Origin of the sequence: Aquincola agrisoli (genome assembly GCF_036621135.1) — a bacterium.
Taxonomy (GTDB): Bacteria; Pseudomonadota; Gammaproteobacteria; order Burkholderiales; family Burkholderiaceae_C; genus Aquincola; species Aquincola agrisoli.
The window spans coordinates 405928-432257 of sequence record NZ_JAZIBG010000028.1; the positions used below are offsets into that span (position 1 = coordinate 405928).

Here is a 26330-nt window from a genome sequence, read left to right on the forward strand (position 1 = left end):
TCTACAGGCTCGCTTTCAGGGCTTGCAGCATCAGCCGGTTCTCGTCCGGCGTGCCGACGGTCAGGCGCAGGCAGTTGTCCAGCAGCGGATGCAGCGCGGAGACATTCTTGACCAGCACGCCCTGCCGCTTCATGCCGGCGAACGCCGCGGCGGCGTCCGGCACGCGGGTCAGGATCATGTTCGCCTCGCTGGGATAGGCACGCACGCCGGGCATGTCCGCGAGCGCCGCGAGCAGCCGCTCTCGCTCGGCACGGATGGTGGCGGCCTGGCGCGCGTATTCGTCGGCGTGCTCCAGCGCGAAGAGGGCCGCCTCGGCGTTCAGCACGCTGATGTTGTACGGCGGGCGGAGCTTGTCGACCTCGGCGACCAACTCGCGGCGCCCCATCAGGTAGCCGATGCGCACGCCGGCCAGGCCGAACTTGCTCATCGTGCGCATCACCAGCACGTGGGGCCAGCGCGCCAGGCGCGCCATCGAGTCGCGTGCGGCAAACGGCTGGTAGGCCTCGTCCATCACGACCAGGCCGGGCGCCGCCTGGATGATGCGTTCGATCACCTCGTCGTTCCAGAGGTTGCCGGTCGGGTTGTTCGGGTAGGCCAGGTAGACCAGCGCCGGCTGGTGCCGCTCGATCGCGGCGAGCATCGCGGCCTCGTCGAGCTCGAAGTCGGGCGTCAGCGGCACGCCGACGAACCGCAGGCCCTGCAGCTGCGCCGACATCGCGTACATCACGAAGCCCGGCACCGGCGCCAGCAGCGTCGCGCCCGGCACGTCGCAGGCCATCGCCAGCAGCGAGATCAGCTCGTCGGAGCCGTTGCCGAGCATCAGCGCGCAATCGTCGGGCAGGCCGGCATGGTGGGCCAGGGCCGCGCGCAGGTCGTCGACGCGGCCGGCGGGGTAGCGGTGCATTGCCACCCGGCCCAGCCGCTCGCCGAGGGCATGCTGCAGCGCCGGCGGCAGCGGGAAAGGGTTCTCCATCGCGTCGAGCTTGACGAAGCCGGCGCTGGGCTGCACGGCATAGGCGTGCATCGATTGCACGTCCTGGCGCAGGACACGGGCGATGCGGTCTGACAAGGTGTTCATGCGTTCTGGGAGGCAGGCGTTGCGGGCGGCGAAGGTCGGAGCACGGCGGTCAGCGCTTCAGGCGCAGCTCGGCCGCCTGCGCATGCGCCTGCAGCCCTTCGCCGTAGGCCAGCTCCGCGGCGATCCGGCCCAGGGTCTGCGCGCCGGCCTCGCTGACCTCGATCAGGCTGCTGCGTTTTTGGAAATCGTAGACGCCCAGCGGCGAGGAGAAGCGCGCGGTGCCCGACGTGGGCAGCACGTGGTTCGGGCCGGCACAGTAGTCGCCCAGGCTCTCGCTGGTGAAAGCGCCCAGGAAGATCGCCCCGGCATGCCGCAGCAGCGGCTCCCACCGGTGGGGATCGCAGGAACTCACCTCCAGGTGCTCCGGCGCGATGCGGTTGCTGATGGCGCAGGCCTCTTCCATCGAGCGGGTGTGGATCAGCGCGCCGCGGCCTTCCAGCGAGGCGCGGATCACGTCCCGGCGCGGCATGCCGGGCAGCAAGCGCTCGATCTCGGCACGCACGCGGCCGATGTATTCGGCATCCGGGCACAGCAGGATGCTCTGCGCCAGCTCGTCGTGCTCGGCCTGGCTGAACAGGTCCATCGCGACCCAGTCCGGCGGCGTCGTGCCGTCGGCCAGCACCAGGATCTCGCTCGGCCCGGCGATCATGTCGATGCCCACCGTGCCGAACACGCGCCGCTTGGCGCTGGCCACGTAGGCGTTGCCCGGGCCGGTGATCTTGTGCACCGCGGGGATCGTCGCGGTGCCGTAGGCGAGCGCGCCCACCGCCTGGGCGCCGCCGATCGTGAACGCGCGGTGCACGCCGGCCACGAAGGCGGCGGCCAGCACCAGCGGGTTGCGCTCGCCCCGTGCGTCGGCGGAGGGGCCGTCCTTGCGGGCCGGCGTCGGCACCACCATGACGATCTCCCCGACGCCGGCGACCTGCGCAGGGATCGCGTTCATCAGCACGCTGGACGGATAGGCCGCCTTGCCGCCGGGCACGTAGATGCCGACGCGGTCGAGCGGGGTGACCTTCTGGCCCAGCAGCGTGCCGTCCTCGTCGCGGTAGCTCCAGCTCCTGCCGCCGGCCTCGAGCTGGCGCTCGTGGTAGGCGCGCACCCGGCGCGCCGCGGCCTCCAGCGCGCTGCGCTGGGCCTCGGGCAGGCCCTCGAACGCCGCCTCCAGTTCGCCGCGGGGAATCTCGAGCGCCGCGACCGTGTCCGCCTGCACGCCGTCGAAGCGTGCGGTGTACTCGAGCACCGCCGCATCGCCGCGCGCCTGCACGTCCGCCAGGATCTCGGCCACCCGCGCCTCGATCGCATGGTCGGTCTCGGCCGACCAGTGCAGCACGCGCTGGAACTCGGCTTCGAAGTCGGCGGCGGCGGTGGCGAGCTGGCGCAGGGCGAGTGTCATGGTCGGATGGCGGATTCGAAGGCGTCGATGAGCGGACGAAGGGTTTCGCGCTTCAGCTTGAGCGCAGCCTGGTTGACGACCAGGCGCGAGGAGATCGGCATGATCTGCTCGACCTCGACGAGGTGGTTGGCCTTCAGCGTGCTGCCGGTGGAGACGAGGTCGACGATGGCGTCGGCCAGGCCGGTCAGCGGCGCCAGCTCCATCGAGCCGTAGAGCTTGATCAGGTCGACGTGCACGCCCTTGTCGGCAAAGTGCTGGCTCGCGACGGTGGTGTACTTGGTGGCCACGCGGATGCGCGAGCCCTGCTTGACCGCCGCGGCGTAGTCGAAGTCGGCGCGCGTGGCCACGCTCATGCGACAGCGGGCGATGTTCAGGTCGAGCGGCTGGTACAGGCCGTTGCCGTCGTGCTCCAGCAGCACGTCCTTGCCCGCCACGCCGAGGTCGGCACCGCCGTACTGCACGTAGGTGGGCACGTCGGTGGCCCGCACCAGCACCACGCGCACGTCGGGCCGGTTGGTGCCGAGGATCAGCTTGCGCGAGGTCTCGGGGTCTTCCGTGACCTCGATGCCGGCCGCCTTCAGCAGGGGCAGGGTCTCGTCGAAGATGCGGCCCTTGGACAGTGCGAGCGTGATCATGCCGCCGCCCCCCGCTGCCCGCCGACGCGCTCGATGTCGGCCCCCAGGCTGCGCAGCTTCAGCTCCATGCGGTCGTAGCCGCGGTCGAGGTGGTAGATGCGGTCGACCAGCGTCTCGCCCTGCGCCACCAGGCCGGCGATGACCAGGCTGGCCGACGCGCGCAGGTCGGTGGCCATCACGGTGGCGCCGGACAGCGACTCGACGCCCTGCACCACCGCGGTGTGGCCGTCGACCTCGATCCGTGCGCCCAGGCGCAGCATCTCGTTCACGTGCATGAAGCGGTTCTCGAAGATCGTTTCGGTGATCACCGCGGCGCCTTCGGCCACCACGTTGACGGCCATGAACTGCGCCTGCATGTCGGTCGGGAAGGCGGGGTACTCGCTGGTGCGGAAGCCCACCGCCCTGGGCCGGCCCCCGGCACGCACGCGGATCCAGTCGTCGCCGAGGTCGATCGAGGCGCCCGCCTCGCGCAGCTTGTCGATCACCGCGTCGAGGTGGCTGGCGCAGGTGTCCTTCAGCAGCACGTCGCCGCCGGTGGCCAGCACGGCGCACAGGAAGGTCCCGGTCTCGATGCGGTCAGGGATGATGCGGTGGCCGCCGGCCGGGGCATGCAGGCGCTCGACGCCCTGGATGCGCAGCCGGCTGGTGCCGACGCCCTCGATCTTCGCGCCCATCGCGACCAGCATCTGGGCCAGGTCGCTCACCTCCGGCTCCTGGGCGGCGTTCTCGAGCACCGTTTCGCCATCGGCGAGCACCGCGGCCATCAGCAGGTTCTCGGTGCCGGTGACGGTGACCATGTCGGTCGCGATGCGCGCGCCCTTCAGCCGGCCGGCCGGCGCGGTGGCGATGATGTTGCCGTGCTCGACGGCGATCTGCGCGCCCATCGCCTGCAGGCCCTTGATGTGCTGGTCGACCGGCCGGGAGCCGATCGCGCAGCCGCCGGGCAGCGACACGGTAGCGGTGCCGAAACGCGCCAGCAGCGGCCCCAGCACGAGGATCGACGCCCGCATGGTCTTGACCAGGTCGTACGGCGCCACCGGCGTCGCGACGTCGCGGGCGTCCAGCAGCACCTCGCCGGGCTGCGCGTCGCTGCGCTCGGCCTGCACGCCCATGGTGCGCAGGAGTTTCAGCATCGTCGCCACGTCCTGCAGGCTGGGCACGTTGGCCAGCCGCACCGGCTCGGCGGTGAGCAGCGCGGCGCAGAGCTCGGGCAGCGCGGCGTTCTTGGCGCCGGAGATGCGCACTTCGCCCTGCAAGGGGCGGCCGCCGCGGATGAGGAGTTTGTCCATGAGGAGGGGCTTGCGGTGCGGCACCGCCACCGGCAGCCGGGCCATCACGGGGTGACGCAGCCCGCCGCCCGCGGCATGCCGCGGGTGTAGGTCAGTGGCGGTGGGGCTCGGCGGCGGGCGGGGCGGCCTGCACCTGCCATTCGGCGGGTGTCAGGGTCTTCATCGACAGCGCGTGGATCTCCTCGCGCATGCGCTCGCCCAGCGCGGCGTACACCCGCTGGTGGCGCTGCACGCGGCTCTTGCCGTCGAACTCGGCCGAGACGATGGTCGCGAAGAAATGGCGGCCGTCGCCTTCGACGTCGAGGTGTTCGCAGGAGAGGCCGGCGGCGATGAACTCGCGGACTTGCTGGGGGGTGGGATCGGCCATGGCGGTGCGGATTATCGCCTGTGGCGGCGGGACGCGCCGGCGCCGTTGTCGCGATGCACGTCGTGGGTGACGACGGCGGCCTTCGGCGTGGGCGGGTTCAGCCAGTCGGCGTGCGCGAGCGTGCGCCGCACGTCGTCCAGGCCGCTCGCCCAGTGCTCGCGCATGGTCAGCGGCCCGAACTCGTAGTCCTTGCTGAGGCCGTCCCACTCCTTGTCGCGGTAGATGAGCTGCACGATGTTGAGCTTGCGGTCGCAGGCCTCGGCGGCGGCCTCCTCGCACCATTCGCACCCTTCACGCGCCTCGGGCGGCACCTTGGCCAGCACCCCCCGCAGCAGAGAACGCAGCTTCTGCTCGCGCGCCAGCATGTCCGTCACCGCCCGGGTGCGGCTGGAGAAGCGGATGTCCTTCTGCCGCTCCTCGATGTCGTAGAGGTTCGCCGGCAGCGGCCCCTGCGCGCTCCAGAGGTCGACCTGGAAGGCGAGCGTGTCCAGGCGCGGCGTTTCGGCCAGCACCTCGGCGAGCGGCGTGTTGGAGACCAGGCCGCCGTCCCAGTACGACTCGCCGTCGATCTCGACCGCCGGAAACCCCGGCGGCAACGCGCCCGAGGCCATGAAATGTTCGGCCCGCAGCCGGCCCTTCCAGGCGCCGCGCGTGTTGTCGAAGCGCTCGAAGTTGCCGGTGCGCACGTTGACGGCCGAGACGGTCACCCGCATCTCGCCGGCATTGATGCGGTCGAAGTCGACCAGCCGCTCCAGCGTCGACTTCAGCGGCGAGACGTCGTACCAGCTCATTTCGCCGAACGGGCGGTGCGGCCACCACGGCGGCGTGAGCCGGGGCACGAAGAAGCCGTGCTGCCCTTCCAGCATCGCGCGCGAGGCCTCCATCGCGTTGAACGCCAGCCGCAGCGGCCCGCCGACCTGCTCGGCCGTCGTCTGCAGCCATTCCGCGCTGGGGGCGCCGAACGCCGGTGTGCACACGGTCTGCCAGAACTCCCGCAGCCGCTCGACGCGGCGCTCGGGCGCGTTGCCCGCGATCAGCGCGCTGTTGATCGCGCCGATCGAGATGCCGGCGACCCAGCTCGGCAGGATGGCAGCCTCGGCGAGGCCCTCGAACACCCCCGCCTGGTAGGAGCCCAGCGCCCCGCCGCCCTGCAGCACCAGGGCCACGTGGTCGTAGGGCAGCTTGCGCAGGGCGATCGGCTCGGTCGTCATGCGCGCAGCTTGTAGCCGGTGGCGAGCAGCCGCAGCGCCACGGCGCTGACGGCGACGAAGCTTGTGGCGACGATGCCCAGGCTGAGCCACGGCGAGGCGTCGCCCACACCGAAGAAGCCGCGCCGGAAGCCGTCGATCATGTAGAAGAACGGGTTCAGGTGGCTGACCGTCTGCCACATGCCCGGCAGCGAATGCACCGAATAGAACACGCCGGAGAGGAAGGTCATCGGCATGATGATGAAGTTCTGGAAAGCCGCCATCTGGTCGAACTTCTCCGCCCACAGCCCGGCGATCAGCCCCAGCGCGCCCATCAGCCCCGCGCCCAGCACCGCGAAGACCAGGATCCAGCCCGGCTGCGCGAACGCCGGCGGCGCGAACCACACGGTCACCAGCAGCACCCCCAGGCCCACCGCCAGCCCGCGCAGCACCGAGGCCCCCACATAGGCGGCGAACCACGCCCAGTGCGACAGCGGCGTGACCAGCAGGAACACCAGGTTGCCGGTGATCTTGCTCTGGATCAGCGACGAGCTGCTGTTGGCGAACGCGTTCTGCAGCACGCTCATCATCACCAGCCCCGGGATCAGGAAGCTGGTGTACCCCACGCCCGGATAGACCTGCACATGGTCCTCCAGCACGTGGCCGAAGATCAGCAGGTACAGCACCGCGGTCAACACCGGCGCGGCGACGGTCTGGAAGCTCACCTTCCAGAAGCGCAGCACCTCCTTGTAGAGCAGCGTGCGCGCGCCCGCGAGAAGGGCTCCACTCATACCGCCACCCCCACCTGCTCGACCGTGCGCGCGGGGCCCTGCATGATCTCGAGGAACACGTCTTCCAGGTCGGCGCGGCCGATCTCGAGGTCTTCGGCCCGGACGCCGGCCGCCCGCAGCCGCGCCAGCAGCTGCTCGACTTCCGCGGCGTCGTGCGCGGTGACCTGCGCGATGCGGCCGGTGACACGCGCCTGCGACGCGATGTCGGGCGGCAGCGGGTCGTCGGTCTTGAAGCGCAGCATGGTGCTGGCGGTGCCCGCCAGCAGGTTGGCCGTGCGGTCGAGCGCGACGATGCGCCCGCGCTTGAGCATCGCGATGCGCTGGCACAGCGCCTCGGCCTCTTCGAGGTAGTGGGTGGTCAGCAGCACGGTGTGGCCCTGCTTGTTCAGCCGTGCGACGAACTGCCACAGCGTCTGGCGCAGCTCGACGTCGACGCCGGCGGTCGGCTCGTCCAGCACGATCACCGGCGGGCGGTGCACCAGCGCCTGCGCGACCAGCACGCGGCGCTTCATGCCGCCGGAGAGCTGCCGCATGTTGGCGCCGGCCTTGTCGGCCAGGCCCAGCCCCGACAGCAGCTCGTCGATCCAGGCGTCGTTGTTGCGCACGCCGAAGTAGCCGCTCTGGATGCGCAGCGTTTCGCGAACGCTGAAGAACGGGTCGAACACCAGCTCCTGCGGCACGATGCCCAGCGCCTTGCGGGCGGCGGCGTAGTCGGCCACGACGTCGTGGCCCATCACGGTGACCCGGCCCGAGGTGGCGCGCGTGAGGCCGGCGAGGATGCTGATCAGCGTCGTCTTGCCGGCGCCGTTCGGGCCGAGCAGGCCGAAGAACTCGCCGGCCTCGATGTCGAAGCTCACGTCGTCGAGCGCACGGAAGCTGCCGCGGGCTCCCTGGTATGTTTTGGCGACGTGCTGGAAGGAGACGGCAGGCATGGGCCGGCGATTGTAGGCAGCCCCCTATCCCCTTGCCGGCGGCGGGCTGCCCTGGTTTTGTCCCGATCAACAAGCCCGCCGGCCGGTGCTAGGGTGTGCCGCACACGCCGAGCCCCGCCATGCAGCCCCTCCCCAAGAAGCCGAGGCGCACCGCCGAGCGCATCCTCGATGCGGCGCTGGAGCTGCTCAACCGGTTCGGCGAGCCCAACGTCAGCACCACGCTGATCGCGGCCGAGCTGGGCATCAGCCCGGGCAACCTTTACTACCACTATCCCGCCAAGGAAGCCCTGATCAACGCGCTGTACGCCCGCTACGAGCGCGCGATGGCGCAGCAGCTGCCGCGGGCCGCGGCCGTCGACTCCGTGGACGCGGCCTGGGTCTTCTTCCAGGCGCTCTTCGGCACCGCATGGCAGTACCGCTTCCTCTACCGCGACCTGAACGACCTGCTGTCCCGCAACCGCACGCTCGAGGCCGAGTTCCAGGCCGCGCTGCAGCACAAGACCCGCGCCGTTGAGGCGGTGCTGGAGGGCCTGGTCCGCGCCGGCGCGCTGCACATCGAGCCGCAGGACACGCCGCCGCTCGTGCAATGCGCCGTGGTCCTGCTCAACCACTGGCTGGACCATGAATACGTGCGCGATCCGCGCCGCGCCCTGGAGCCCGGCCGCGCCGACGCGACGCTGGCGCGCGCGGTCTACCATCTGCTGAGTCTGCTCAAGCCGTACATGAGCGAAGGCGCCCGCCTGCAGCTGCAGGCCCGCGCGGCACCGCGGCCCACGGCGGACCTGCATTGAAGAGAGCACCCGCATGGCGCCGTGGACAGGCTTCCCCCACCCCCTCTACGCGTTCGACCTCGCGTCGCTGCGCGTCGCATGGCCGCGCCTGCACCTCGGCGACGCCGAGCCCCTGCCGCAGGACGAGGCCGTGCTAGAGGCCTGGTGTTGGTTCCATGCCGGTGAGTTCCGCAAGGCGGTCGATGCCGGCCTGGCCGCCGCAGGCGCCGGGATCACGGCCGCCAACAAGGCGCAGATCACCTACGCCGGCTACCTGGAGCCCAGCGAGCGCGTGCGGATGGCGCTGTACCGGCAGGCGGCCGAACGCGCGGAAGCCCAGACCGCGACCGCGCCGGACAACGCCAACGCGCACTACCTCATGGGCTGCGCCCTCGGCCGCTACGGCCAGAGCATCAGCGTCGGCAAGGCGATCGCGCAGGGGCTGGGCATCAAGGTGCGGGCCGCCCTCGAGACCGCGCTCCGCCTGCAGCCCGCCCACGCCGAGGCGCACATCGTGCTCGGCGCCTTCCATGCGGAGGTGATCGACAAGGTCGGCGCCCTGGTGGGACGCACGCAGGGCGCCAGCATCGAGACGGGGCTGCGCCTGCTGCGCCAGGCCCTGAAGCTGGCGCCCCACAGCGCGCTCGCGCGCCTCGAGTACGCCAAGGCGCTGTTGATGCTCGAGGGCGAGAAGCACCTGCCCGAGGCCGACCGCCTGTGCCAGGAGGCCGCCGCCTGCGAGCCGGCCGATGCGATCGAGCGCCTGCACGTGGAGCGTGCACGCGCCGAGCTGCTCGACTGAGCCGCGCGGCGCCGTCAGTGCGCGACGACGACGGGGATCTCGGTGGCCGGCGGCGTGTTGCGGCTTCGGCCGCAGCGCACCAGGCCGTCGATCATCACCATGCCCACGCCCGGGATGTCGCCGAGCTGCACGCTGTCGAGCAGGGTGCGGCCGGCGGTGTGCTGCGCACGGTCCATGAACACGAAATCGGCGGCCCGGCCGGGCTCGACCAGCCCGCAGTTCAGCCCGCGCAGGCGCGCGGTGTTGCCGGTGGCGAAGCAGAACACCAGCTCGGCCGGGATGTTCGCGAGGCTCGACAGCATCGAGATCATCCGCAGGATGCCCAGCGGCTGAACGCCCGAGCCGGCCGGCCCGTCGGTGCCGAGGATCACCCGGTGCGGGCACTTCAGCTCGATCGCGGCCTTGGCCGCGGCGATCGCGACGCGCTCGTTGCCGTTGTGCACGATCTCGATGCCGCGGGTGCTCTTCTCGCACAGCTCGCACACGTGCGCCTCGGGCAGCGCGGTGTGGCCGCCGTTGATGTGGCCGATGATGTCGGCGTCGGCCTCCAGCACCACGTCCTTGTCGATCAGGCCCGAGCCCGGGATCGACGGGCCGCCGGTGTGGATGGTGCTCTGGATGCCGTGCTTGCGCGCCCAGGCCACCATCTGCTGGGCCTCGTAGCCCGCCTTCACCGAGCCGAGGCCGACCTCGCCGAGCAGCTTGACGCCAGCGTCGGCCAGGTCCTTGAAGTCCTGCTCGGTCATGCCCTTCTCGATGACCGGCGCGCCGGCCAGCACCTTCACGCCGCCGGGGCGGAAGTTGTCGAACGCCCGCTGCGCGGTGATCGCCAGCGCCTTCAGGCCGACGATGTCCTTGGGCCGGCCCGGCAGGTGCACCTCGCCGGCGGAGATCATCGTGGTCACGCCGCCGTGCATCGTCGAGTCGATCCAGCCGAGCTGGCCCTGGCGCGGCGTCCAGTCGCCGAACACCGGGTGCACGTGGCTGTCGATCAGCCCGGGCGCGACGCAGGTGCCGCGCGCGTCGATCACGGTCTTCGCGCCCTCGGTGTCGCAATCGGCGGCCTTGCCGACCGCGACGATCAGCCCGTCGTCGACCACGATCGTGTCGGCATCGAGGATCGGCTGGTCGAGGTCGCCGGACAGCAGCAGCCCGATGTTGCGGATCACGACCTTGCCGGATTGGGCTTCAGCGGCGACGTCTGCCATGCGAGGGACTCCTTGGGGGTGGGGAAAACGCCTTCAGGCGGCGGCCAGCCGCTTGCCGCGGCCGCGCTCGGGGGCGGCCGGCGCCGCGGGCGCGACGGCGGCCACGGTGCGCAGCACGGCATCGATCAGGAACTGCTCCCAGTGCGCCAGCGCGTCCGCGCTGTCGAGCGCCTCGCCGAGGAACGCCGAGAGCGTGTAGCGGTTCGACAAATAGAAGTACGCCATGCCGGCGATCATCAGATATACGTCGCGCGCCATCAGCTCGGCGCGGAACAGCCCCTGCTGCGCGCCGGCGGCCAGCACGCGGCCGATCACGTCCACCGCCGGCGACGAATACTCCCGCGCCCGCAGCGACTTGCCGATGTGCTTGCCGCGGTGCAGGTTCTCGGTGTTCAGCAGCGCGATGAACTCGGGGTTCTTCAGGTAGTAGCGCCACATGAAGCGGATGACCGCCGTCAGCGCCTCGGCCGGCTGCGCCTCGTCGAGCGACAGCTCGGCCTCCTCCGCCTCGTTGAAGCGGCGGTAGCACTCCTCCAGCACGGCGACGAAGAGCCCTTCCTTGCTGCCGAAGTAGTAATAGATCATGCGGTCGTACGACTTGGCCGCCTTGGAGATCTGGTCGACCTTCCCGCCGTCGTAACCCTGCTTCGCGAACACCTTGGTGGCGGCCCGCAGGATGCTGTCGCGCGTGGCCCGGGCCGACAGTTCGCGCACGCCGGGCGGGCGCTCGGCGCCCGCGGCCGTGCGGCGCGCGGGCGGCGCTGCGGAGCGGCGTGTCTTGCTAGGCACTCGGTCGATGCTCCGCGTTCGTCAGCCGTTCAAGCGCGCGCCGCTCACTGCTCGGCGAAGGCACGTTCGATGACGAAGTCGCCCGGCGTCGTGGTGTTGCCTTCCTTGAACTTGCGCTCTTCCAGCAGGTGCTTCAGGTCGCGCAGCATCGAGGGGCTGCCGCAGATCATCACGCGGTCCTCGGCCGGGTTCAGGTCGGGCACGCCGAGGTCGGTGAAGAGCTTGCCGGTCGCGATCAGGTCGGTGATGCGGCCCATGTTGCGGTAGCTCTCGCGCGTGACGGCGGGGTAGTACAGCAGCTGCTGGCTGATCATCTCGCCGAGGAACTCGTGCTTGGGCAGGTGGTCGACGACGAGGTCGTGGTAGGCCAGCTCGTCCTTCTGGCGCACGCCGTGGAACAGCACGACCTGCTCGAACTTCTCGTACGTGGCCGGGTCGCGGATGATGCTCATGAACGGTGCGAGGCCGGTGCCGGTGCCCACGAGGTACAGCCGCTTGCCGGGCAGCAGGTAGTCGATCAGCAGCGTGCCGGTGGGCTTCTTGCCGACGATGATGGTGTCGCCCACCTGCACGTGCTGCAGCTTCGAGGTCAGCGGGCCTTCGGGCACCTTGATGCTCAGGAACTCGAGGTGCTCCTCGTAGTTCGGGCTCACGATGCTGTACGCGCGCAGCAACGGCTTGCCGTTGACGCGCAGGCCGATCATCGTGAAGTGGCCGTTGGAGAACCGCAGCGCCGTGTCGCGCGTGGTGGTGAAGGTGAAGAGGCGGTCGGTCCAGTGGTGGACGGACAGAACCTTTTCTTCGAGGAAAGCGCTCATGACAAGAGATCCTGCTCGGATGGTTGGAATTCGAAGGTGGGAGAGCGGCGGCTGACCCGGATTTTGCCCTCTGCCGGTGCGCGCTTCGCCCGATTGCACCAACCCGGCTCCCGATGTAGCCTGCACTACATCAATGTTCAGTGAATACTACATACACCCATGATGCGCCGCAAGGAAAACATGCTGGCGCGCGGCTTGCATTCAGTGCCCGCTGAATGCACGGTGACAGCCAGGCCCACGAACCCAGCGAACGACGGCTCATGAACGAACACACCAAGACCGACGGCTTGCCCGGCCTCGACCTGCCGGCGGTGCCGCAGGTGCCCGAGGTGCTCGACCGCGCCCGGCCCCGCAACGAACGCATGGCGGCCGGCAAGATCGAGTGCAACGCCTGCCCGGTGCTGTGCCAGATCTCCCCCGGCAAGACGGGCGCGTGCGACCGCTACGCCAACACCGAGGGCGTGCTGGTGCGCATCGACCCGGTGCTGTTCCTGCGCCGCGGCCAGCCCGCCGATGCGCCCGCCCCGGCGCTGCCGCTCGACGGCAGCGCGCCGGCCGAGGCCGCCGAAACCGGCGAGGCGGCGCCCTCCGGCAACGAGCTGTTCGTCACCGGCGTGGGCGCCTCCACCACCTACCCCGACTACAAGCCCGCGCCGTTCATCGTCGCCTCGCAGGCCGACGGGGTCGACATGGTCACCGTCGTCACCGAGGGCATCTTCAGCTACTGCAGCTTCAAGGTGAAGATCGACACCGACCGCTGGCTGGGCCCCGAGCAGGCCAACATCCGCTGCCGCGGCGAGGTGGTGGGCCACGTCACCACCGCCGAATACGGCTCGCAGATGCTGTCGCTCGGCGGCGTGCACCACCTCACCGGCGGCAGCAAGAAGGAAGGCCGCGTCACGGTCGAGATGATGCAGGCGCTCGGCAACAAGCAGCCGGTGGAGCTGACGATCGACGGCGGCGCGCAGATCACGCTGCAGGCCGGCAAGGCCCCCATCGTCAACGGTGTGGAAGAGCAGCGCATGCGCGTGGGCTGCGGCTCGGCCACCATCGGCATCTTCGCCAAGCAGTTCTGGGGGCAGTGCGACGAAGTGGTGGTGGTCGACGACCACATCACCGGCGTGCTCACCGAGCACCAGGCCGGCAAGTGCCTCGACATGCGCGCCTCGGGCCTCAAGATCCGCGGCCGCAAGTCCACGCCGGGCCGCTACTTCCAGGTGGCCAACCCCGGCACCGGCTGGGGCGGCACCGACATCGCCGACCCGCTGTCCATCATCGAGACCTGGGACGCCGGCGTCGCCTGGCCCGGCCTGCGGCTGCTGATGACCTCCACCACCGGCGAGCATTCGGCGTGGTTCGTGCTCGACGACCAGCTCGTGCCGCAGCCGGCCCCGATGCCGGCCGAGGTGCAGCGCGTGGTCGACCGCATCGGCGAGAACTGCGAGCCCTCGATGGCCACGGTGCTCTTCCTCGGCGGCGCCGGCGGCAGCCTGCGCGCGGGCGTCACCGAGAACCCGGTGCTGCTCACGCGCTCGATCAAGAACGCCCTCGTCAACGTGACCTGCGGCGGCGCACCCGCCTACGTGTGGGCCGGCGGCGGCATCACGGTGATGGTCGACGTGATGCGCATGCCCGACCACAGCTTCGGCACCGTGCCCACGCCCGCCATCGTCGCGCCGATCGAGTTCACGATGCGGCTCGACGACTACCAGGCGCTCGGCGGCCACATGGACCACGTGCGCACGCTGCCGCAGGCGCTGGCCGGCGGCGCCTGGCACCACGACGGCGCCCCCACCCAGCGGCGCATCGTCGCGCCCGCGCCGGCCAACGTGTGGCCGGTCGGCCAGCCGCCGCAGCTGGGGTGACGATGCAGGCGCAACGCAGCGTGCTGCCGGGGGGCCGGCTGCACTACCAGCATGGTCCGATCGACCTCGTCATCGCGGCCGAGGGCGAGGAGGCCGCCGTGGCCGCGGCGCACGAGGCCGCATGGCGGCGCTTCACCACCGTGCTGGGCGAACTGGTGGCTGAGCTGCCGCTGCTGCGGCAACCGGTGCAGGCCGGCATGCCCTGCCCCCTGCAGCGGCCCGTCGCCCGGCGCATGTGGCGGGCCTGTGCCGCGCTGGGCGCCGGCTTCATCACGCCGATGGCCGCCGTGGCCGGCGCGGTGGCGCAGGAGCTGATCGGCTGCTACCAGCAGCCGGGCATCGTGCGCGCCTGGGTCAACAACGGCGGCGACATCGCGCTGCACCTGGCGCCCGGCGCGCAGGCGCGGGTCGGCCTGTTCGCCGACCTGGCGCGCTTCGACGTGTGCTCGACCGCGGCGCCGGCAACCGACGCCCGCTTCACTGTCGACGCCGCGATGCCGGTGCGCGGCGTGGCCACCAGCGGCTGGCGCGGCCGCAGCTTCTCGCTCGGCATCGCCGACAGCGTGACCGTGCTGGCCGGCACCGCGGCCGAGGCCGACGCCGCGGCCACCGTGATCGCCAACGCGGTGAACGCCGATCACCCGGGCATCGTGCGCCGCCCGGCCTGCACGCTGAAGGACGACACCGACCTGGGCGAATGGCCCGTCACGGTCGACGTGCCGCCGCTGCCGCCGGCCGTGGTGGCGGCAGCGCTGCAGGCCGGCCGCCACAAGGCGCGGCAACTGCAGTCGCGCGGCCTCGTCCACGCCGCGATGCTGGTGTGCCAGGGCCGGTTTGTCGGTGTGGACAATGACGATTCGGCCCGGCCGGCGCGGCCGCTGGCCACAGGTTCAGTACTTGCTTAACGACCGCAGATGGAAGCTTCGATGATCGAGATCCGGCGCGTGTTCACGCAGGTGGAAGACATCCACCACGAGTTCGGCCCCGTGGCCGCCCAGCCCTTGCGGCGGGGTGCCATCGCGGCCGTGTTGACCAACCCCTTCGCCGGCCGCTACGTGGCCGACATCCTGCCGATGATGGATGCGCTGCAGCCGCTCGGCATCTCGATGGCCGAGCAGCTGCGTGCGGCGATGGACGTGCCCGCCGAGCGCATCGAGGGCTACGGCAAGGGCGCCATCGTCGGTGCCGCCGGCGAGCTGGAGCACGGCGCGCTGTGGCACGTGCCGGGCGGCTACGCGATGCGCGAGCTGCTCGGTTGGAAGGGCGACCGCGCCGCTTACGCCGCGGGCAAGCCCCAGGACAAACCGACGGGTCAGCCGGCCAACGGCCTTTCCATCGTGCCGTCGACCAAGAAGGTCGGCCCGCCCGGCGCCGCGCTCGACGTGCCGCTCACCCATATCAACGCCAGCTACGTGCGCAGCCATTTCGACGCGATGGAAGTGCGCGTGCCCGGCGCGCCGCTGGCCGACGAGCTGGTGTTCATCCTCGTGATGAGCACCGGCCCGCGCGTGCATGCCCGCGTGGGCGGCCTGAAGGCCAGCGAGATCGCGCAGTGGAACGGGCTGCGCTGAAGAACCGAACGGAGCAAGAGATGACCGCCAAGATCCGCAAGCTGATCGTCCAGGTCGACGAGACCCGCATCGAGATGGGCCAGGCCGTCGAGCCGCCGGTGCGCAAGGCGCTGGCGATGGCCGTGATCGAGAACCCCTACGCCGGCCGCTACGCCGAATCGCTCGACGAGCTGGTGGCCATCGGCGAGGAGCTGGGGGGCCTGCTGGGCAGCAAGTGCGTGCAGGCGCTGGGCATCGCGCCCGGCCAGGCCGAAAGCTACGGCAAGGCCGCGATCGTCGGCGAGGCCGGCGAGCTGGAGCACGCCGCCGCGATCCTGCACCCCAAGCTCGGCGCACCGCTGCGCGCGGCCGTCGAGAAGGGCGCGGCGCTGGTGCCTTCGAGCAAGAAGCGCGGCGGCCTCGGCACCGCGATCGACGTGCCGCTCGGCCACAAGGACGCCGCCTACGTGCGCAGCCATTTCGACGCGATGGAAGCCCGCGTGACCGATGCGCCGCGGGCCAACGAGATCGTCGTCGCCGTGGTCGTCACCGCCGGCGGCCGGCCGCTGCCGCGCATCGGCGGCCTCAAGACCAGCGAGATCCAGGGCACCGACGGATTGCGCTGACGCGCAGCCCCCGCCGCCCTTTCCTGCACCCACCTTCCGCGAAACACCAAGGAGTCCTCCGATGGCCTTTCCGTCCCTGACCCGCCGCGCCCTCGCGCTGGCCGGCTTCGCCCTCACCGCCACCGCGTGGAGTGCCGCCGCCCAGGCGCAGGCCACCATCAAGATCGGCGAGATCAACAGCTACAAGGCGCAGCCCGCCTTCCTGGAGCCGTACAAGAAAGGCATGGACCTCGCGGTCGAGGAGATCAACGCCGCCGGCGGCCTGCTGGGCAGGAAGGTGGAGCTGATCACCCGCGACGACAACGCGAGCCCCGGCGACGCGGTGCGCGCGGCCGAGGAACTGGTCTCGCGCGAGAAGGTCGACGTGCTGTCGGGCTCGTTCCTGTCGAACACCGGCCTGGCGCTGACCGACTTCGCGAAGCAGAAGAAGTTCTTCTACCTGGCCGGGGAGCCGCTGACCGACAAGATCGTCTGGCAGAGCGGCAACCGCTACACCTTCCGCCTGCGCCCTTCCACCTACATGCAGAGCGCGATGCTCGTGCCCGAGGCCGCCAAGCTGAAGAAGAAGCGCTGGGCCATCGTGTACCCCAACTACGAGTACGGCCAGTCGTCGGTCGCCACCTTCAAGGCACTGCTGAAGGCCGCGCAGCCGGACGTGGAGTTCGTCGCCGAGCAGGCGCCGCCGCTGGGCAAGCTCGACGCCGGCAGCGTGGTGCAGGCGCTGGCCGACGCCAAGCCCGACGCGATCTTCAACGTGCTGTTCGGCGCCGACCTGACGAAGTTCGTGCGCGAGGGCAACACGCGCGGCCTGTTCCAGGGCCGCGAGGTGGTGAGCGTGCTCACCGGCGAGCCGGAGTACCTCGACCCGCTGAAGGACGAGACGCCCAACGGCTGGATCGTGACCGGCTACCCCTGGTACGGCATCCAGACGCCCGAGCACAAGGCCTTCTTCCTGGCCTACCACGGCAAGTACAAGGACTATCCGCGCCTGGGCTCGGTGGTGGGCTACGCGATGATCAAGTCGCTGGCCGCCGGCATCACCAAGGCCAAGAGCACGGAGACGGAAAAGCTGATCGCCGCCTTCAAGGGCCTGGAGGTCACCGGCCCGTTCGGCAAGTTCCACTACCGCGCGATCGACCAGCAGTCCACGCTCGGCGCCTACGTCGGCAAGACGAAGAACGACAACGGCAAGGGCGTGATGGTCGACTACACCTACTTCGACGGCGCCAAGTTCCAGCCGTCCGACGCCGAGGTGAAGAAGATGCGCCCGGCCGACTGACAGCGCGCACCCTCCCTGCCTGACACTGACCTGCCGCCACGCCGCCCGGGCCTTGACCGCGGGCGGCGCGGATGGCTTCATCCAACCGCCGTGCCTGCCAGCCTCACGCCATGGATTTTTCCGGCTTCATCGTCCAACTGCTGAACGGCCTCGCCGGCGCGTCGTCGCTGTTCCTGGTCGGCGCGGGGCTGTCGCTGATCTTCGGCGTCACGCGCATCGTCAATTTCGCGCACGGCTCGTTCTACATGCTGGGCATCTACATCGCGTATGCCCTGGCCGACAAGCTCGGCAGCGCGTGGTTCTGGCCGTCGCTGCTGCTGGCCGCGCTGGCGGTGGGCGCCATCGGCGCGCTGGTGGAAACCACGCTGCTGCGCCGCATCTACAAGGCGCCGGAACTGTTCCAGCTGCTGGCCACCTTTGCGCTGGTGCTGGTGATCAAGGACGCCGCGCTGTGGCTCTGGGGCCCGGAAGACCTGCTCGGCCCGCGTGCGCCCGGCCTCACCGGCTCGATCGACATCCTGGGCCGGCGCTTCCCCACCTACGACCTCTTCCTCATCGTCATCGGCCCGGTCGTGCTGGGCCTGCTGTGGCTGCTGCTCACACGCACGCGCTTCGGCACGCTGGTGCGCGCCGCCACGCAGGACCGCGAGATGGTCGGCGCGCTCGGCGTGAACCAGGCCTGGCTCTTCACCGCGGTGTTCGCGCTCGGCGCGATGCTCGCCGGCCTGGGCGGCGCGCTGCAGCTGCCGCGCGAGCCGGCCAACCTCGGCCTCGACCTGCTGACGATCGGCGACGCGTTCGTGGTGGTGGTGGTGGGCGGCATGGGCTCGATCCCCGGCGCCTACGTGGCCGCGCTGCTCATCGCCGAGATCAAGGCGCTGTGCATCGGCATCGGCAACGTGGAGCTGTTCGGCATCGCGTTCTCGTTCTCCAAGCTCACGCTGGTGGCCGAGTTCCTGGTGATGGCCATCGTGCTGGTGGTGCGGCCCTGGGGCCTGTTCGGCCGCCCGCAGGCATCCAGCCGCAACGCCGGCCCGCCGGAGGCGCCGCTGCGCCCCGCCGGCCAGGGCCTGAAGATCGCCGGCGTGGCGCTGCTGCTCGTGCTGCTGGCGATGCCCGCCGCCACGGTCGATTCGCCCTACCTCACCGTGCTGGCGATCGACCTGCTGACGGCGGCACTCTTCGCGGCCAGCCTGCACTTCATCATGGGGCCCGCCGGCATGCATTCGTTCGGCCACGCAGCGTACTTCGGCCTCGGGGCCTACGGCGCCGCGCTGCTGGTGCGCAGCGCCGGGCTGCCGATGGAGCTGTCGCTCATGCTGGCACCGCTGGCCGCGGCCGCGGGCGCGCTGCTCTTCGGCTGGTTCTGCGTGCGGCTGTCGGGCGTGTACCTCGCGATGCTGACGCTGGCGTTCGCGCAGATCGTCTGGTCCATCTGCTACCAGTGGGACGACTTCACCGGTGGCAGCAACGGCCTCACCGGCGTGTGGCCGGCCGAATGGCTCTCGGACAAGGTGCACTACTACTACCTGACGCTGGTGCTGGTGGCCGCGGCGGTGATGGCGCTGCGCCGCATCCTCTTCTCGCCCTTCGGCTACGCGATGCGCGCGGGCCGCGATTCGCCGCTGCGCGCCGACGCGATCGGCATCGACGTGAAGCGCATGCAGTGGGCGGCCTTCGTGGTGGCGGGCCTGTTCGCCGGGCTCTCGGGTGCGCTGTACGCGTTCTCCAAGGGCAGCATCTCGCCCGACGCGCTGGCCGTGGGCCGCTCGGTCGACGGGCTGGTGATGGTGCTGCTCGGTGGGCTGCAGACGCTCTCCGGCCCCATCGTCGGCGCCGTGACCTTCACCTGGCTGCAGGACACCGTGGCCCGCAGCACCGACTACTGGCGCGCGCTGCTCGGCGGCATCATCCTGCTGCTGGTGCTGGCCTTCCCGCAGGGCATCGCGGGCTTCGTCCGCCAACTGGCCGACAGCCGCAGGAAGGAGACGGTGGCATGAGCCTTCTTGAAGTGAGCAACCTCGGCAAGTCGTTCGGCGGCAACCGCGCGGTGGACGGCGTGAGCTTCTCGCTGGCCAAGGGCGAGCTGCTGGCGCTGATCGGGCCCAACGGCGCCGGCAAGTCGACCACGTTCAACATGGTCAACGGGCAGTTGAAGGCCGACACCGGCTCGATCCTGCTCGAAGGCCAGGAGCTGATCGGCCGCAAGCCGCGCGACATCTGGCACAGGGGCGTGGGCCGCACCTTCCAGATCGCCGAGACCTTCGGCTCGCTGACGGTGGTCGAGAACGTGCAGATGGCGCTGATCTCGGCCGACAGCAAGCTCTTCTCGATGTTCCGCCGCGCCGCCGCGCACAAGCGCGACGAGGCGATGGCACTGCTGCAGCAGGTAGGCATGGCCGCGCAGGCCGACCGCCCCTGCAGCGTGCTGGCCTACGGCGACGTGAAGCGCGTGGAACTGGCCATCGCGATGGCCAACGCCCCCAAGCTGCTGCTGATGGACGAGCCCACCGCCGGCATGGCGCCGAAGGAGCGCAACGAGCTGATGGCGCTGACCAAGCGGCTGGTGATCGAGCGCGGCATCGCGGTGCTGTTCACCGAGCACAGCATGGACGTGGTGTTCGCCTACGCCGACCGCATGATCGTGCTCGCCCGCGGGCGGCTGATTGCAGAGGGCCAGCCGGCGGAGATCCGCGACCACCCCAAGGTGCAGGAGGTGTACTTCGGGACGGGGAAGACATTCGAGAAGGTGGCGGCGTGAGTCGGTGCGGCTTTGCTGCTTGTTGCATGGGCTGGGCGGCGCGGCAGGCGGTGTCTGCTGCGGGGTGGGCGGGCTGGCTGGGGCGTGCGTGTGAGGCGCCGAGTAGCGCAGGGCGCCTGGGGTGCGCGCGCAGCGCGCTTCGTCATCTGACTGGCCGCAGCCTGTTTGAACGCAGCGAACGCAGTGAGCGAAGTGAGTTCTGCGGCCACCCCAGGCGACCGAGCAACGCAGGGCAGTCGGCGCTTTGCGCCGACCGCCTCGGTCGCACGCCCCAGGCAGCCCGCACACCCCGCAAGCCCTGCCCAACACAAGCAAAGCAGCAGACACCACCCCCACTGGAGCTACCCATATGAACCAGGTGCTGCTCGAAGCGCACGACCTCTGCGCCTGGTACGGCGCCGCGCAGATCCTCTACGACGTGGGCCTCGAGGTGCGACGCGGCGAGGTCGTCGCGCTGATGGGCCGCAACGGCGCCGGCAAGAGCACCACGCTGAAGGCGTTGATGGGCATGCTCGCCAAGCGCCGCGGCAGGATCGCCTTCATGGGCAAGGACATCAGCCGCGCCCAGCCCTACGAGGTGGCACGGGCAGGCATGGGCTTCGTCCCGGAAGATCGCCGCGTGTTCGGCGACCTGAGCGTGCTGGAGAACTTCGAGGTCGGCCGCCAGCCGCCGCGCCGCTGGCCCGACGGCGCCGAAGCGCCGGTGTGGACGCCCGAGCGGCTCTTCAAGCTCTTCCCCAACCTCGGCGAGATGCCCGACCGCCCCGGCGGCCGCATGAGCGGCGGCGAGCAGCAAATGCTGACGGTGGCGCGCACGCTGATGGGCAACCCCTTCCTGGTGCTGCTCGACGAGCCGTCGGAGGGCGTTGCGCCCGTCATCGTCGAGCAGATGGCCCACATGATCCTGGCGCTGAAGACGCAGGGCGTGAGCATCCTGCTGTCGGAACAGAACATGCATTTCGCCGAACTGGTCTCCGACCGCGCCTACGTGCTGGAAAAAGGCCAGATGCGCTTCAGCGGCAGCATGGCCGAGCTGGCGGCGAACGAAGAGGTGCGGCGGGCGTACCTGAGCGTCTGACCGCGGTCCCCTGCCTCACAGGAGCATTGCCATGACCACCTCCCCCGCGACCGAATCGTCCTCCCTTGCGTCGTCGGCCCTCGTGCCTTCCGCCGAATGCCGCACGGCGGCGCGCCGCCGCTTCCTGCTGCAGTCGTCCGCCGGGCTGCTGGCCTCGGCCGCCGCGCCTTGGACCTTCGCGGCCCCGCCGATCAAGCCCGACAGCAAGTCGGCGCTGATCGTCGTCGACGTGCAGAACTGCTTCGTGCCCGGCGGCACGCTGCCGGTGAAGGGCGGCGACGAGGTGGTGCCGGTCATCAACCGGATCGCGCCCGCGTTCGTCAACATCGTCGTCACGCAGGACTGGCACACGCCCGGCCACGCGTCGTTCGCCAGCAGCCACGGCGGCAAGAAGCCGTTCGAGACCACGGTGCTGAAGTACGGCGGCCAGGTGCTGTGGCCCGACCACTGCGTGCAGGGCACGGAAGACGCCGCGCTGCACAAGGGCCTGTTGCTGCCCACCGCGCAGCTCATCATCCGCAAGGGCTTCAACCAGGGCGTCGACAGCTACTCGGCCTTCGAGGAAGCCGACCGCAAGACCGTCACCGGCCTGGCGGGCTACCTGAAGGCCCGCGGCATCCAGACGGTGTACGTCACCGGGCTGGCGACCGACTTTTGCGTCGCCTGGACGGCGATGGACGCGCGCAAGGCCGGCTTCAACGCCTACGTGATCGAGGACGCCACGCGCGCCATCGACCTCAACGGCTCGCTGGCGGCGGCCTGGAAGCAGATGGCGGCCAAGGGCGTCAAGCGCATCCAGTCGGCCGACATCGCCGCCGCCTGACACGGGACTGCCGCCGCATGCTGAAACCCGACGCCGTCGCCGGGGCCGCACAAGCCGGGCCGCGCCCCGATGCGGGTGCGCTGCGGTTGACGGTCAACGGCACGCCGCGCGCGCTGCCCGTGCCGCGCCACGCACCGCTGCTGCAGGTGCTGCGCAACGACCTGCAGTTGAACGGTCCCAAGTACGGCTGCGGCCTGGGCCAGTGCGGCGCCTGCGCGGTGCTGGTCGATGGCCGCGTGGCGCGTTCGTGCTGCATCCCGGCCGGCGGCGTCGAGGGGCGCGCCGTCACCACGCTGGAAGGCCTGGGCAGCCGGGCGGCGCCGCACTGGGTGCAGCAGGCCTTCATCGACACGCAGGCCGCGCAGTGCGGCTACTGCCTCAACGGCATGGTGATGGCCACGGTGGCGCTGCTCACGCACTGCGGGCACCCGTCGGACGACGAGATCCGCGGCGCGCTGTCGCACCACCTGTGCCGCTGCGGCACGCACCTGGAAATCCTGGCGGCCGTGCACCGTGCGATCGCACTGCGCGACGCTGCGGGCGAGCGGCCCGTCTCTGCATGACCCGCGCCCGGCAGAACCAGCACCTCGACCGCGCCGGCTACCACGCCGCCCCGGGCGTGCTGCTCGTCACCCGCGAGCCGCCCCCACCGGCGCCGCCCAGCCCCGGCCAGCCCGCCGCGGTGCCGGCCAACCCGGCCGAGGGCGTCGAGATCCTGATCGCGGTGTGGGACGACGGCAGCGTGACCGCGCTGCACGGCCATGTCGACCTGGGCACCGGACTGCGCACCTCGCTGGCGCAACTGGCCGCCGAGGAGCTGGACGTGGCACTCGACCGCGTGACGATGGTGATGGGCAGCACCGGCAGCGCGCCCAACCAGGGCGCGACGATCGCCAGCGCCTCGATCCAGGTCCACGGCGCGCCGCTGCGGCAGGCGGCGGCCCAGGCCCGCGCCTGGCTCGTGCAGCAGGCGGCCGAGGCGGCGGCCCTGCCGGCAGACCGGGTGCGCGTCAACGACGGCACGGTGCGCTTCGAGGGGGCGGCGGGCGACACGGCCAGCCCTGCGCGCACGACGTACGGCGCGCTGCTGCAGGGCCGCCACGTCGAGCTGCTGCTGGCGCCCGGCAGCGTGCCGCTGAAACCCGCTGGCGAGCACCGCATCGTCGGCCAGCCGGTGGCGCGGGTCGACATCCCGGCCAAGGTCAGCGGCGAGCTGACGTTCGTGCACGACATGCGCCTGCCCGGCATGCTGCACGGCCGGGTCGTGCGGCCGCCGTACGCCGGCATCGACGCGGGCGACTTCGTCGGCCGCACGCTGGAGGGCGTGGACGAGGCCTCGATCGCCCACCTCCCCGGCATCGTCGGGGTGGTCACGCAGGGCGACTTCGTCGGCATCGTCGCCGAGCGCGAGGACCAGGCCGAGGAGGCCATGCGCACGCTGCAGGTCCGCTGGAAGCCCTGGCCGGGCCTCGCGGGGCTCGACGACGTGGAGAACGCCGTGCGCAACAACCCCGCCACGCGGCGGCTGCTGCTGGAGCGCGGCGACGTGGAGGCCGGCATCGCCGGGGCCGCGCAACCGATGCCGCGCACCTACCTGTGGCCGTACCAGCTGCATGCGTCGATCGGACCGTCTTGCGCACTCGCCGACTGGCGCGACGGCGCGATCACCGTGTGGGCCGGCACGCAGAACCCGCACGTGCTGCGCGCCGACATCGCCAAGCTGATGGGCCTGCCCGACACCGCCGTGGACCTGGTGCGGATGGAGGCCGCCGGCTGCTACGGCCGCAACGGCGCCGACGACGTGGCTGCCGATGCGGCGCTGCTGTCGCGCGCGGTCGGCCGGCCGGTGCGCGTGCAGCTCACGCGGGAGCAGGAACACGCCTGGGAGCCCAAGGGCACCGCGCAGTTCATGCAGGTCGACGGCGGGCTGAATGCCGACGGCTCGCCCGCGGCCTACGACTTCCAGACCTCGTACCCCTCGAACGGCGCGCCCACGCTGGCACTGCTGCTCACGCGCACGATCGAGCCGACCGCCACCGCCTACGAGATGGGCGACCGCACCGCGGTGCCGCCCTACGACTACGCGAACCTGCGCGTCGCCGCCAACGACATGGCGCCGATCCTGCGCGCCTCCTGGCTGCGGGGCGTGTCGGCGCTGCCCAACTCGTTCGCGCACGAGTCCTACGTCGACGAGCTGGCCACCGCGGCCGGCGTCGACCCGGTCGCGTACCGGCTGCGCTACCTGAAGGACGAACGCGCCGCCGAGCTGGTGCGCGCCACCGCCGACAAGGCCGGCTGGCTGCCGCACGCCGCGCCGCAGGGCCAGGCGCCGGTGGGCGACGTGCTGAAGGGCCAGGGCTTCGCGTACGCCCGCTACGTGCACAGCAAGTTCCCCGGCTTCGGCGCCGCCTGGGCCGCCTGGGTGGCCGACGTGGAGGTGAACCGCGTGACCGGCGAGGTGCACGTGAGCCGCGTCGTCGTCGGCCACGACGCCGGGATGATGGTCAACCCCGCCGGGGTGCAGCACCAGGTGCACGGCAACGTGCTGCAGACCACCAGCCGCGCGCTGAAGGAGCAGCTGCGCACCGAGCCGGCCGGCCCGAACCTCGGCGCCGTCGCCACGCGCGAATGGGGCAGCTACCCGATCCTCAGCTTCCGCGAAGTGCCGGTGGTCGAGGTGATGCTGATGCCACGGCCCGGCGAGGCGCCGCTGGGCGCCGGCGAATCGGCCTCGGTGCCGGGCACGGCGGCCATCGCGAACGCGATCTTCGACGCGACGGGCGTGCGTTTCCGCAACCCGCCGTTCACGCCGGAGGTGGTGCGCGCGGCGTTGGGGCAACGCCCTCTCCCTTCCAGCAGCCCTCACCCCGACCCTCTCCCGCAGGGAAAGGGAGCCGTCCAGCCTCGCCGCCGCAAAGGCCTGTGGGCCACGGCCGGCGCGCTCCTGGCCGGCATCGTCGGGCTCGGCGGTGCGGCACTGGGTTGGCGGCCCGTCATCGCCCCGATCACGCCCGGCAGCGGCCACGTCTACACCGCCGAGACCATCGAACGCGGGCGCCTCGTCGCCGCGGCGGGCGACTGCATCGTGTGCCACACCGCACCGGGCGGCATGGCCAATGCGGGCGGCCGCGCGATGGCCACGCCCTTCGGCACCGTCTACACCACCAACCTCACGCCCGACGCCGACACCGGCATCGGCCGCTGGTCGTTCACCGCGTTCCAGCGGGCGATGCGCGAGGGCCTCTCGCGCGACGGCCGCCACCTGTACCCGGCCTTCCCGTACACCGCGTTCACACGCATGACGGACGACGACCTCACCGCGCTGTATGCCTACCTGATGGCCCAGCCGGCCGTGCGCAGCGAGGTGCCGGCCACGGCGCTGTCGTTCCCGTTCGGCGTGCGCCCGCTGATGGCGTTGTGGAACGCGCTGTACCTGCAGCCCGGCCCGCAGCCGACCGACCCGGCGCGCTCCGCGGCCTGGAACCGCGGCGCCTACCTCGTCGAAGGCGCCGGCCACTGCGGGGCCTGCCACACGCCTCGCAACGCCTTCGGCGCCGAACGCGGCGGGCCGGCCTACCTCTCGGGCGCGGTGGTCGACGGCTGGGAGGCCCCTTCGCTCACCGCGCAGGGCCGCAGGCCGCGGCCGTGGACCGAGGACGACTTCTACAGCTACCTGCGCCGCGGCTTCAGCCCGAACCACGGCGTGGCCAGCGGCCCGATGGCACCGGTGGTGCACGAGTTGCAGGCGCTGCCCGACGACGACGTGCGCGCGATGGCGACCTACCTGGCCTCGTTCAATGCGCCGGCGCTTGCATCGCCGTCCACCACCACGGCAACCGCCGCCCTGCTGCCCGGCGCCAGCCAGCGCCTCTTCGAAGGCGCCTGCGGCGCCTGCCACCACGACACGCCGGTGCCCGGCCAGTTCGGGCTCGACCTGCCGCTCGCGCTGAACACCAACGTGCACAGCGACCGCCCCGACAACCTGCTGCGCACGATCCTCGACGGCCTGCAGCACCCGCCCACACGCGACGTGGGCTTCATGCCGGCCTTCCGCGATGCGCTGGACGACCGCCAGGTCGCCGAGATCGCGGCGTACATGCGCGCGCGCTACGCACCAGGGCGGCCCGCCTGGCGGAACCTCGAAGCCGAAGCCGCACGCCTGCGCACCCTGCCGGCGCACTGAACACCCCCCGCGCGCCCTTCATCGGCAAGCCCCGCACAGGGCGGCCGCCGCATGCGCGGACGGCGTGTTTCCAGTTCTTTTTCCCGGGGCATCCATCTTGCAACGC

Annotated in this window: 24 protein-coding genes; 13 read left to right on the top strand and 11 right to left on the bottom strand. The window is 71.2% G+C overall.

The genetic code is table 11. The features are described 5' to 3' along the window. Position 1: 1 nt before the first annotated feature. The 8 genes from hisC to V4F39_RS13680 all read right to left on the bottom strand — a co-directional run bounded on the left by hisC (position 2) and on the right by V4F39_RS13680 (position 7672). Positions 2 to 1078, bottom strand: coding sequence for a histidinol-phosphate transaminase (hisC, locus tag V4F39_RS13645; RefSeq protein WP_332290057.1), 1077 nt, complete (start codon positions 1076 to 1078; stop codon positions 2 to 4). Positions 1079 to 1127: 49 nt separating this feature from the next. Further along, complete coding sequence (hisD, locus tag V4F39_RS13650; protein WP_332290058.1) at positions 1128 to 2471, bottom strand: histidinol dehydrogenase; 1344 nt, start codon at positions 2469 to 2471, stop codon at positions 1128 to 1130. Further along, complete coding sequence (gene hisG, locus V4F39_RS13655; RefSeq protein ID WP_332290059.1) at positions 2468 to 3106, bottom strand: ATP phosphoribosyltransferase; 639 nt, start codon at positions 3104 to 3106, stop codon at positions 2468 to 2470. The genes hisD and hisG overlap by 4 nt, the downstream gene beginning before the upstream one ends. After that, entirely contained in the window at positions 3103 to 4395 is a 1293-nt protein-coding gene (gene murA, locus V4F39_RS13660; RefSeq protein WP_332290060.1) for a UDP-N-acetylglucosamine 1-carboxyvinyltransferase, read from the bottom strand. Before murA ends, hisG begins: the two co-directional genes overlap by 4 nt. 91 nt (positions 4396 to 4486) lie before the next feature. After that, positions 4487 to 4762 carry a BolA family protein gene (locus V4F39_RS13665; protein ID WP_332290062.1) on the bottom strand — a complete coding sequence of 92 codons (276 nt, stop codon included), beginning with the start codon at positions 4760 to 4762 and terminating at the stop codon, positions 4487 to 4489. A gap of 11 nt (positions 4763 to 4773) precedes the next feature. After that, entirely contained in the window at positions 4774 to 5973 is a 1200-nt protein-coding gene (locus V4F39_RS13670; RefSeq protein WP_332290063.1) for a patatin-like phospholipase family protein, read from the bottom strand. Beyond that, a complete protein-coding gene (locus tag V4F39_RS13675; RefSeq protein WP_332290064.1) occupies positions 5970 to 6740 on the bottom strand; it encodes an ABC transporter permease in 771 nt (256 codons plus the stop codon). The genes V4F39_RS13670 and V4F39_RS13675 overlap by 4 nt, the downstream gene beginning before the upstream one ends. Beyond that, positions 6737 to 7672 carry an ABC transporter ATP-binding protein gene (locus V4F39_RS13680; RefSeq protein WP_332290065.1) on the bottom strand — a complete coding sequence of 312 codons (936 nt, stop codon included), beginning with the start codon at positions 7670 to 7672 and terminating at the stop codon, positions 6737 to 6739. Before V4F39_RS13680 ends, V4F39_RS13675 begins: the two co-directional genes overlap by 4 nt. A gap of 119 nt (positions 7673 to 7791) precedes the next feature. Here V4F39_RS13680 and V4F39_RS13685 point away from each other — a divergent pair, with 119 nt between their 5' ends. After that, positions 7792 to 8463, top strand: coding sequence for a TetR/AcrR family transcriptional regulator (locus V4F39_RS13685; protein WP_332290066.1), 672 nt, complete (start codon positions 7792 to 7794; stop codon positions 8461 to 8463). Between the two features lie 13 nt (positions 8464 to 8476). Then, a complete protein-coding gene (locus tag V4F39_RS13690; RefSeq protein ID WP_332290067.1) occupies positions 8477 to 9244 on the top strand; it encodes a tetratricopeptide repeat protein in 768 nt (255 codons plus the stop codon). Between the two features lie 14 nt (positions 9245 to 9258). Here V4F39_RS13690 and V4F39_RS13695 read toward each other — a convergent pair whose 3' ends face one another. From V4F39_RS13695 to V4F39_RS13705, 3 genes are read right to left on the bottom strand one after another with little or no spacing between them, the layout of a single operon-like run. After that, positions 9259 to 10452, bottom strand: a complete 1194-nt coding sequence (locus V4F39_RS13695) for an amidohydrolase family protein (protein WP_332290068.1) — start codon at positions 10450 to 10452, stop codon at positions 9259 to 9261. Positions 10453 to 10485: 33 nt separating this feature from the next. Continuing rightward, on the bottom strand, positions 10486 to 11241 hold the full coding sequence (locus V4F39_RS13700) for a TetR family transcriptional regulator (protein WP_378234956.1): 756 nt from the start codon (positions 11239 to 11241) through the stop codon (positions 10486 to 10488). A gap of 44 nt (positions 11242 to 11285) precedes the next feature. Beyond that, positions 11286 to 12059, bottom strand: coding sequence for a ferredoxin--NADP reductase (locus tag V4F39_RS13705; RefSeq protein ID WP_332290069.1), 774 nt, complete (start codon positions 12057 to 12059; stop codon positions 11286 to 11288). A gap of 260 nt (positions 12060 to 12319) precedes the next feature. On the opposite strand from V4F39_RS13705, the gene V4F39_RS13710 reads away from it, so the two are divergent. The 11 genes from V4F39_RS13710 to V4F39_RS13760 all read left to right on the top strand — a co-directional run bounded on the left by V4F39_RS13710 (position 12320) and on the right by V4F39_RS13760 (position 26224). Beyond that, a complete protein-coding gene (locus V4F39_RS13710) occupies positions 12320 to 13924 on the top strand; it encodes a 6-hydroxynicotinate reductase (protein ID WP_332290070.1) in 1605 nt (534 codons plus the stop codon). A gap of 2 nt (positions 13925 to 13926) precedes the next feature. Beyond that, a complete protein-coding gene (locus V4F39_RS13715; protein WP_332290071.1) occupies positions 13927 to 14829 on the top strand; it encodes a UPF0280 family protein in 903 nt (300 codons plus the stop codon). Between the two features lie 21 nt (positions 14830 to 14850). Further along, positions 14851 to 15495: an amino acid synthesis family protein gene (locus V4F39_RS13720; RefSeq protein ID WP_332290569.1), complete on the top strand. Its 645-nt coding sequence runs from the start codon at positions 14851 to 14853 to the stop codon at positions 15493 to 15495. A gap of 20 nt (positions 15496 to 15515) precedes the next feature. Further along, a complete protein-coding gene (locus V4F39_RS13725; protein WP_332290073.1) occupies positions 15516 to 16100 on the top strand; it encodes an amino acid synthesis family protein in 585 nt (194 codons plus the stop codon). 61 nt (positions 16101 to 16161) lie between these two features. Continuing rightward, positions 16162 to 17379 (top strand): ABC transporter substrate-binding protein, encoded by a 1218-nt coding sequence (locus V4F39_RS13730; RefSeq protein ID WP_332290074.1) that lies wholly within the window; start codon positions 16162 to 16164, stop codon positions 17377 to 17379. Between the two features lie 110 nt (positions 17380 to 17489). Continuing rightward, on the top strand, positions 17490 to 19379 hold the full coding sequence (locus tag V4F39_RS13735) for an ABC transporter permease (protein ID WP_332290075.1): 1890 nt from the start codon (positions 17490 to 17492) through the stop codon (positions 19377 to 19379). Next, positions 19376 to 20140 carry an ABC transporter ATP-binding protein gene (locus V4F39_RS13740; RefSeq protein ID WP_332290076.1) on the top strand — a complete coding sequence of 255 codons (765 nt, stop codon included), beginning with the start codon at positions 19376 to 19378 and terminating at the stop codon, positions 20138 to 20140. Before V4F39_RS13735 ends, V4F39_RS13740 begins: the two co-directional genes overlap by 4 nt. Before the next feature lie 349 nt (positions 20141 to 20489). After that, positions 20490 to 21218, top strand: coding sequence for an ABC transporter ATP-binding protein (locus V4F39_RS13745; protein WP_332290077.1), 729 nt, complete (start codon positions 20490 to 20492; stop codon positions 21216 to 21218). Positions 21219 to 21249: 31 nt separating this feature from the next. Next, positions 21250 to 22041, top strand: a complete 792-nt coding sequence (pncA, locus tag V4F39_RS13750) for a bifunctional nicotinamidase/pyrazinamidase (RefSeq protein ID WP_332290078.1) — start codon at positions 21250 to 21252, stop codon at positions 22039 to 22041. A 17-nt stretch (positions 22042 to 22058) separates the two neighbouring features. After that, a complete protein-coding gene (locus V4F39_RS13755) occupies positions 22059 to 22604 on the top strand; it encodes a (2Fe-2S)-binding protein (protein WP_332290079.1) in 546 nt (181 codons plus the stop codon). Beyond that, on the top strand, positions 22601 to 26224 hold the full coding sequence (locus V4F39_RS13760) for a molybdopterin cofactor-binding domain-containing protein (RefSeq protein WP_332290081.1): 3624 nt from the start codon (positions 22601 to 22603) through the stop codon (positions 26222 to 26224). The genes V4F39_RS13755 and V4F39_RS13760 overlap by 4 nt, the downstream gene beginning before the upstream one ends. Positions 26225 to 26330 lie beyond the last annotated feature (106 nt).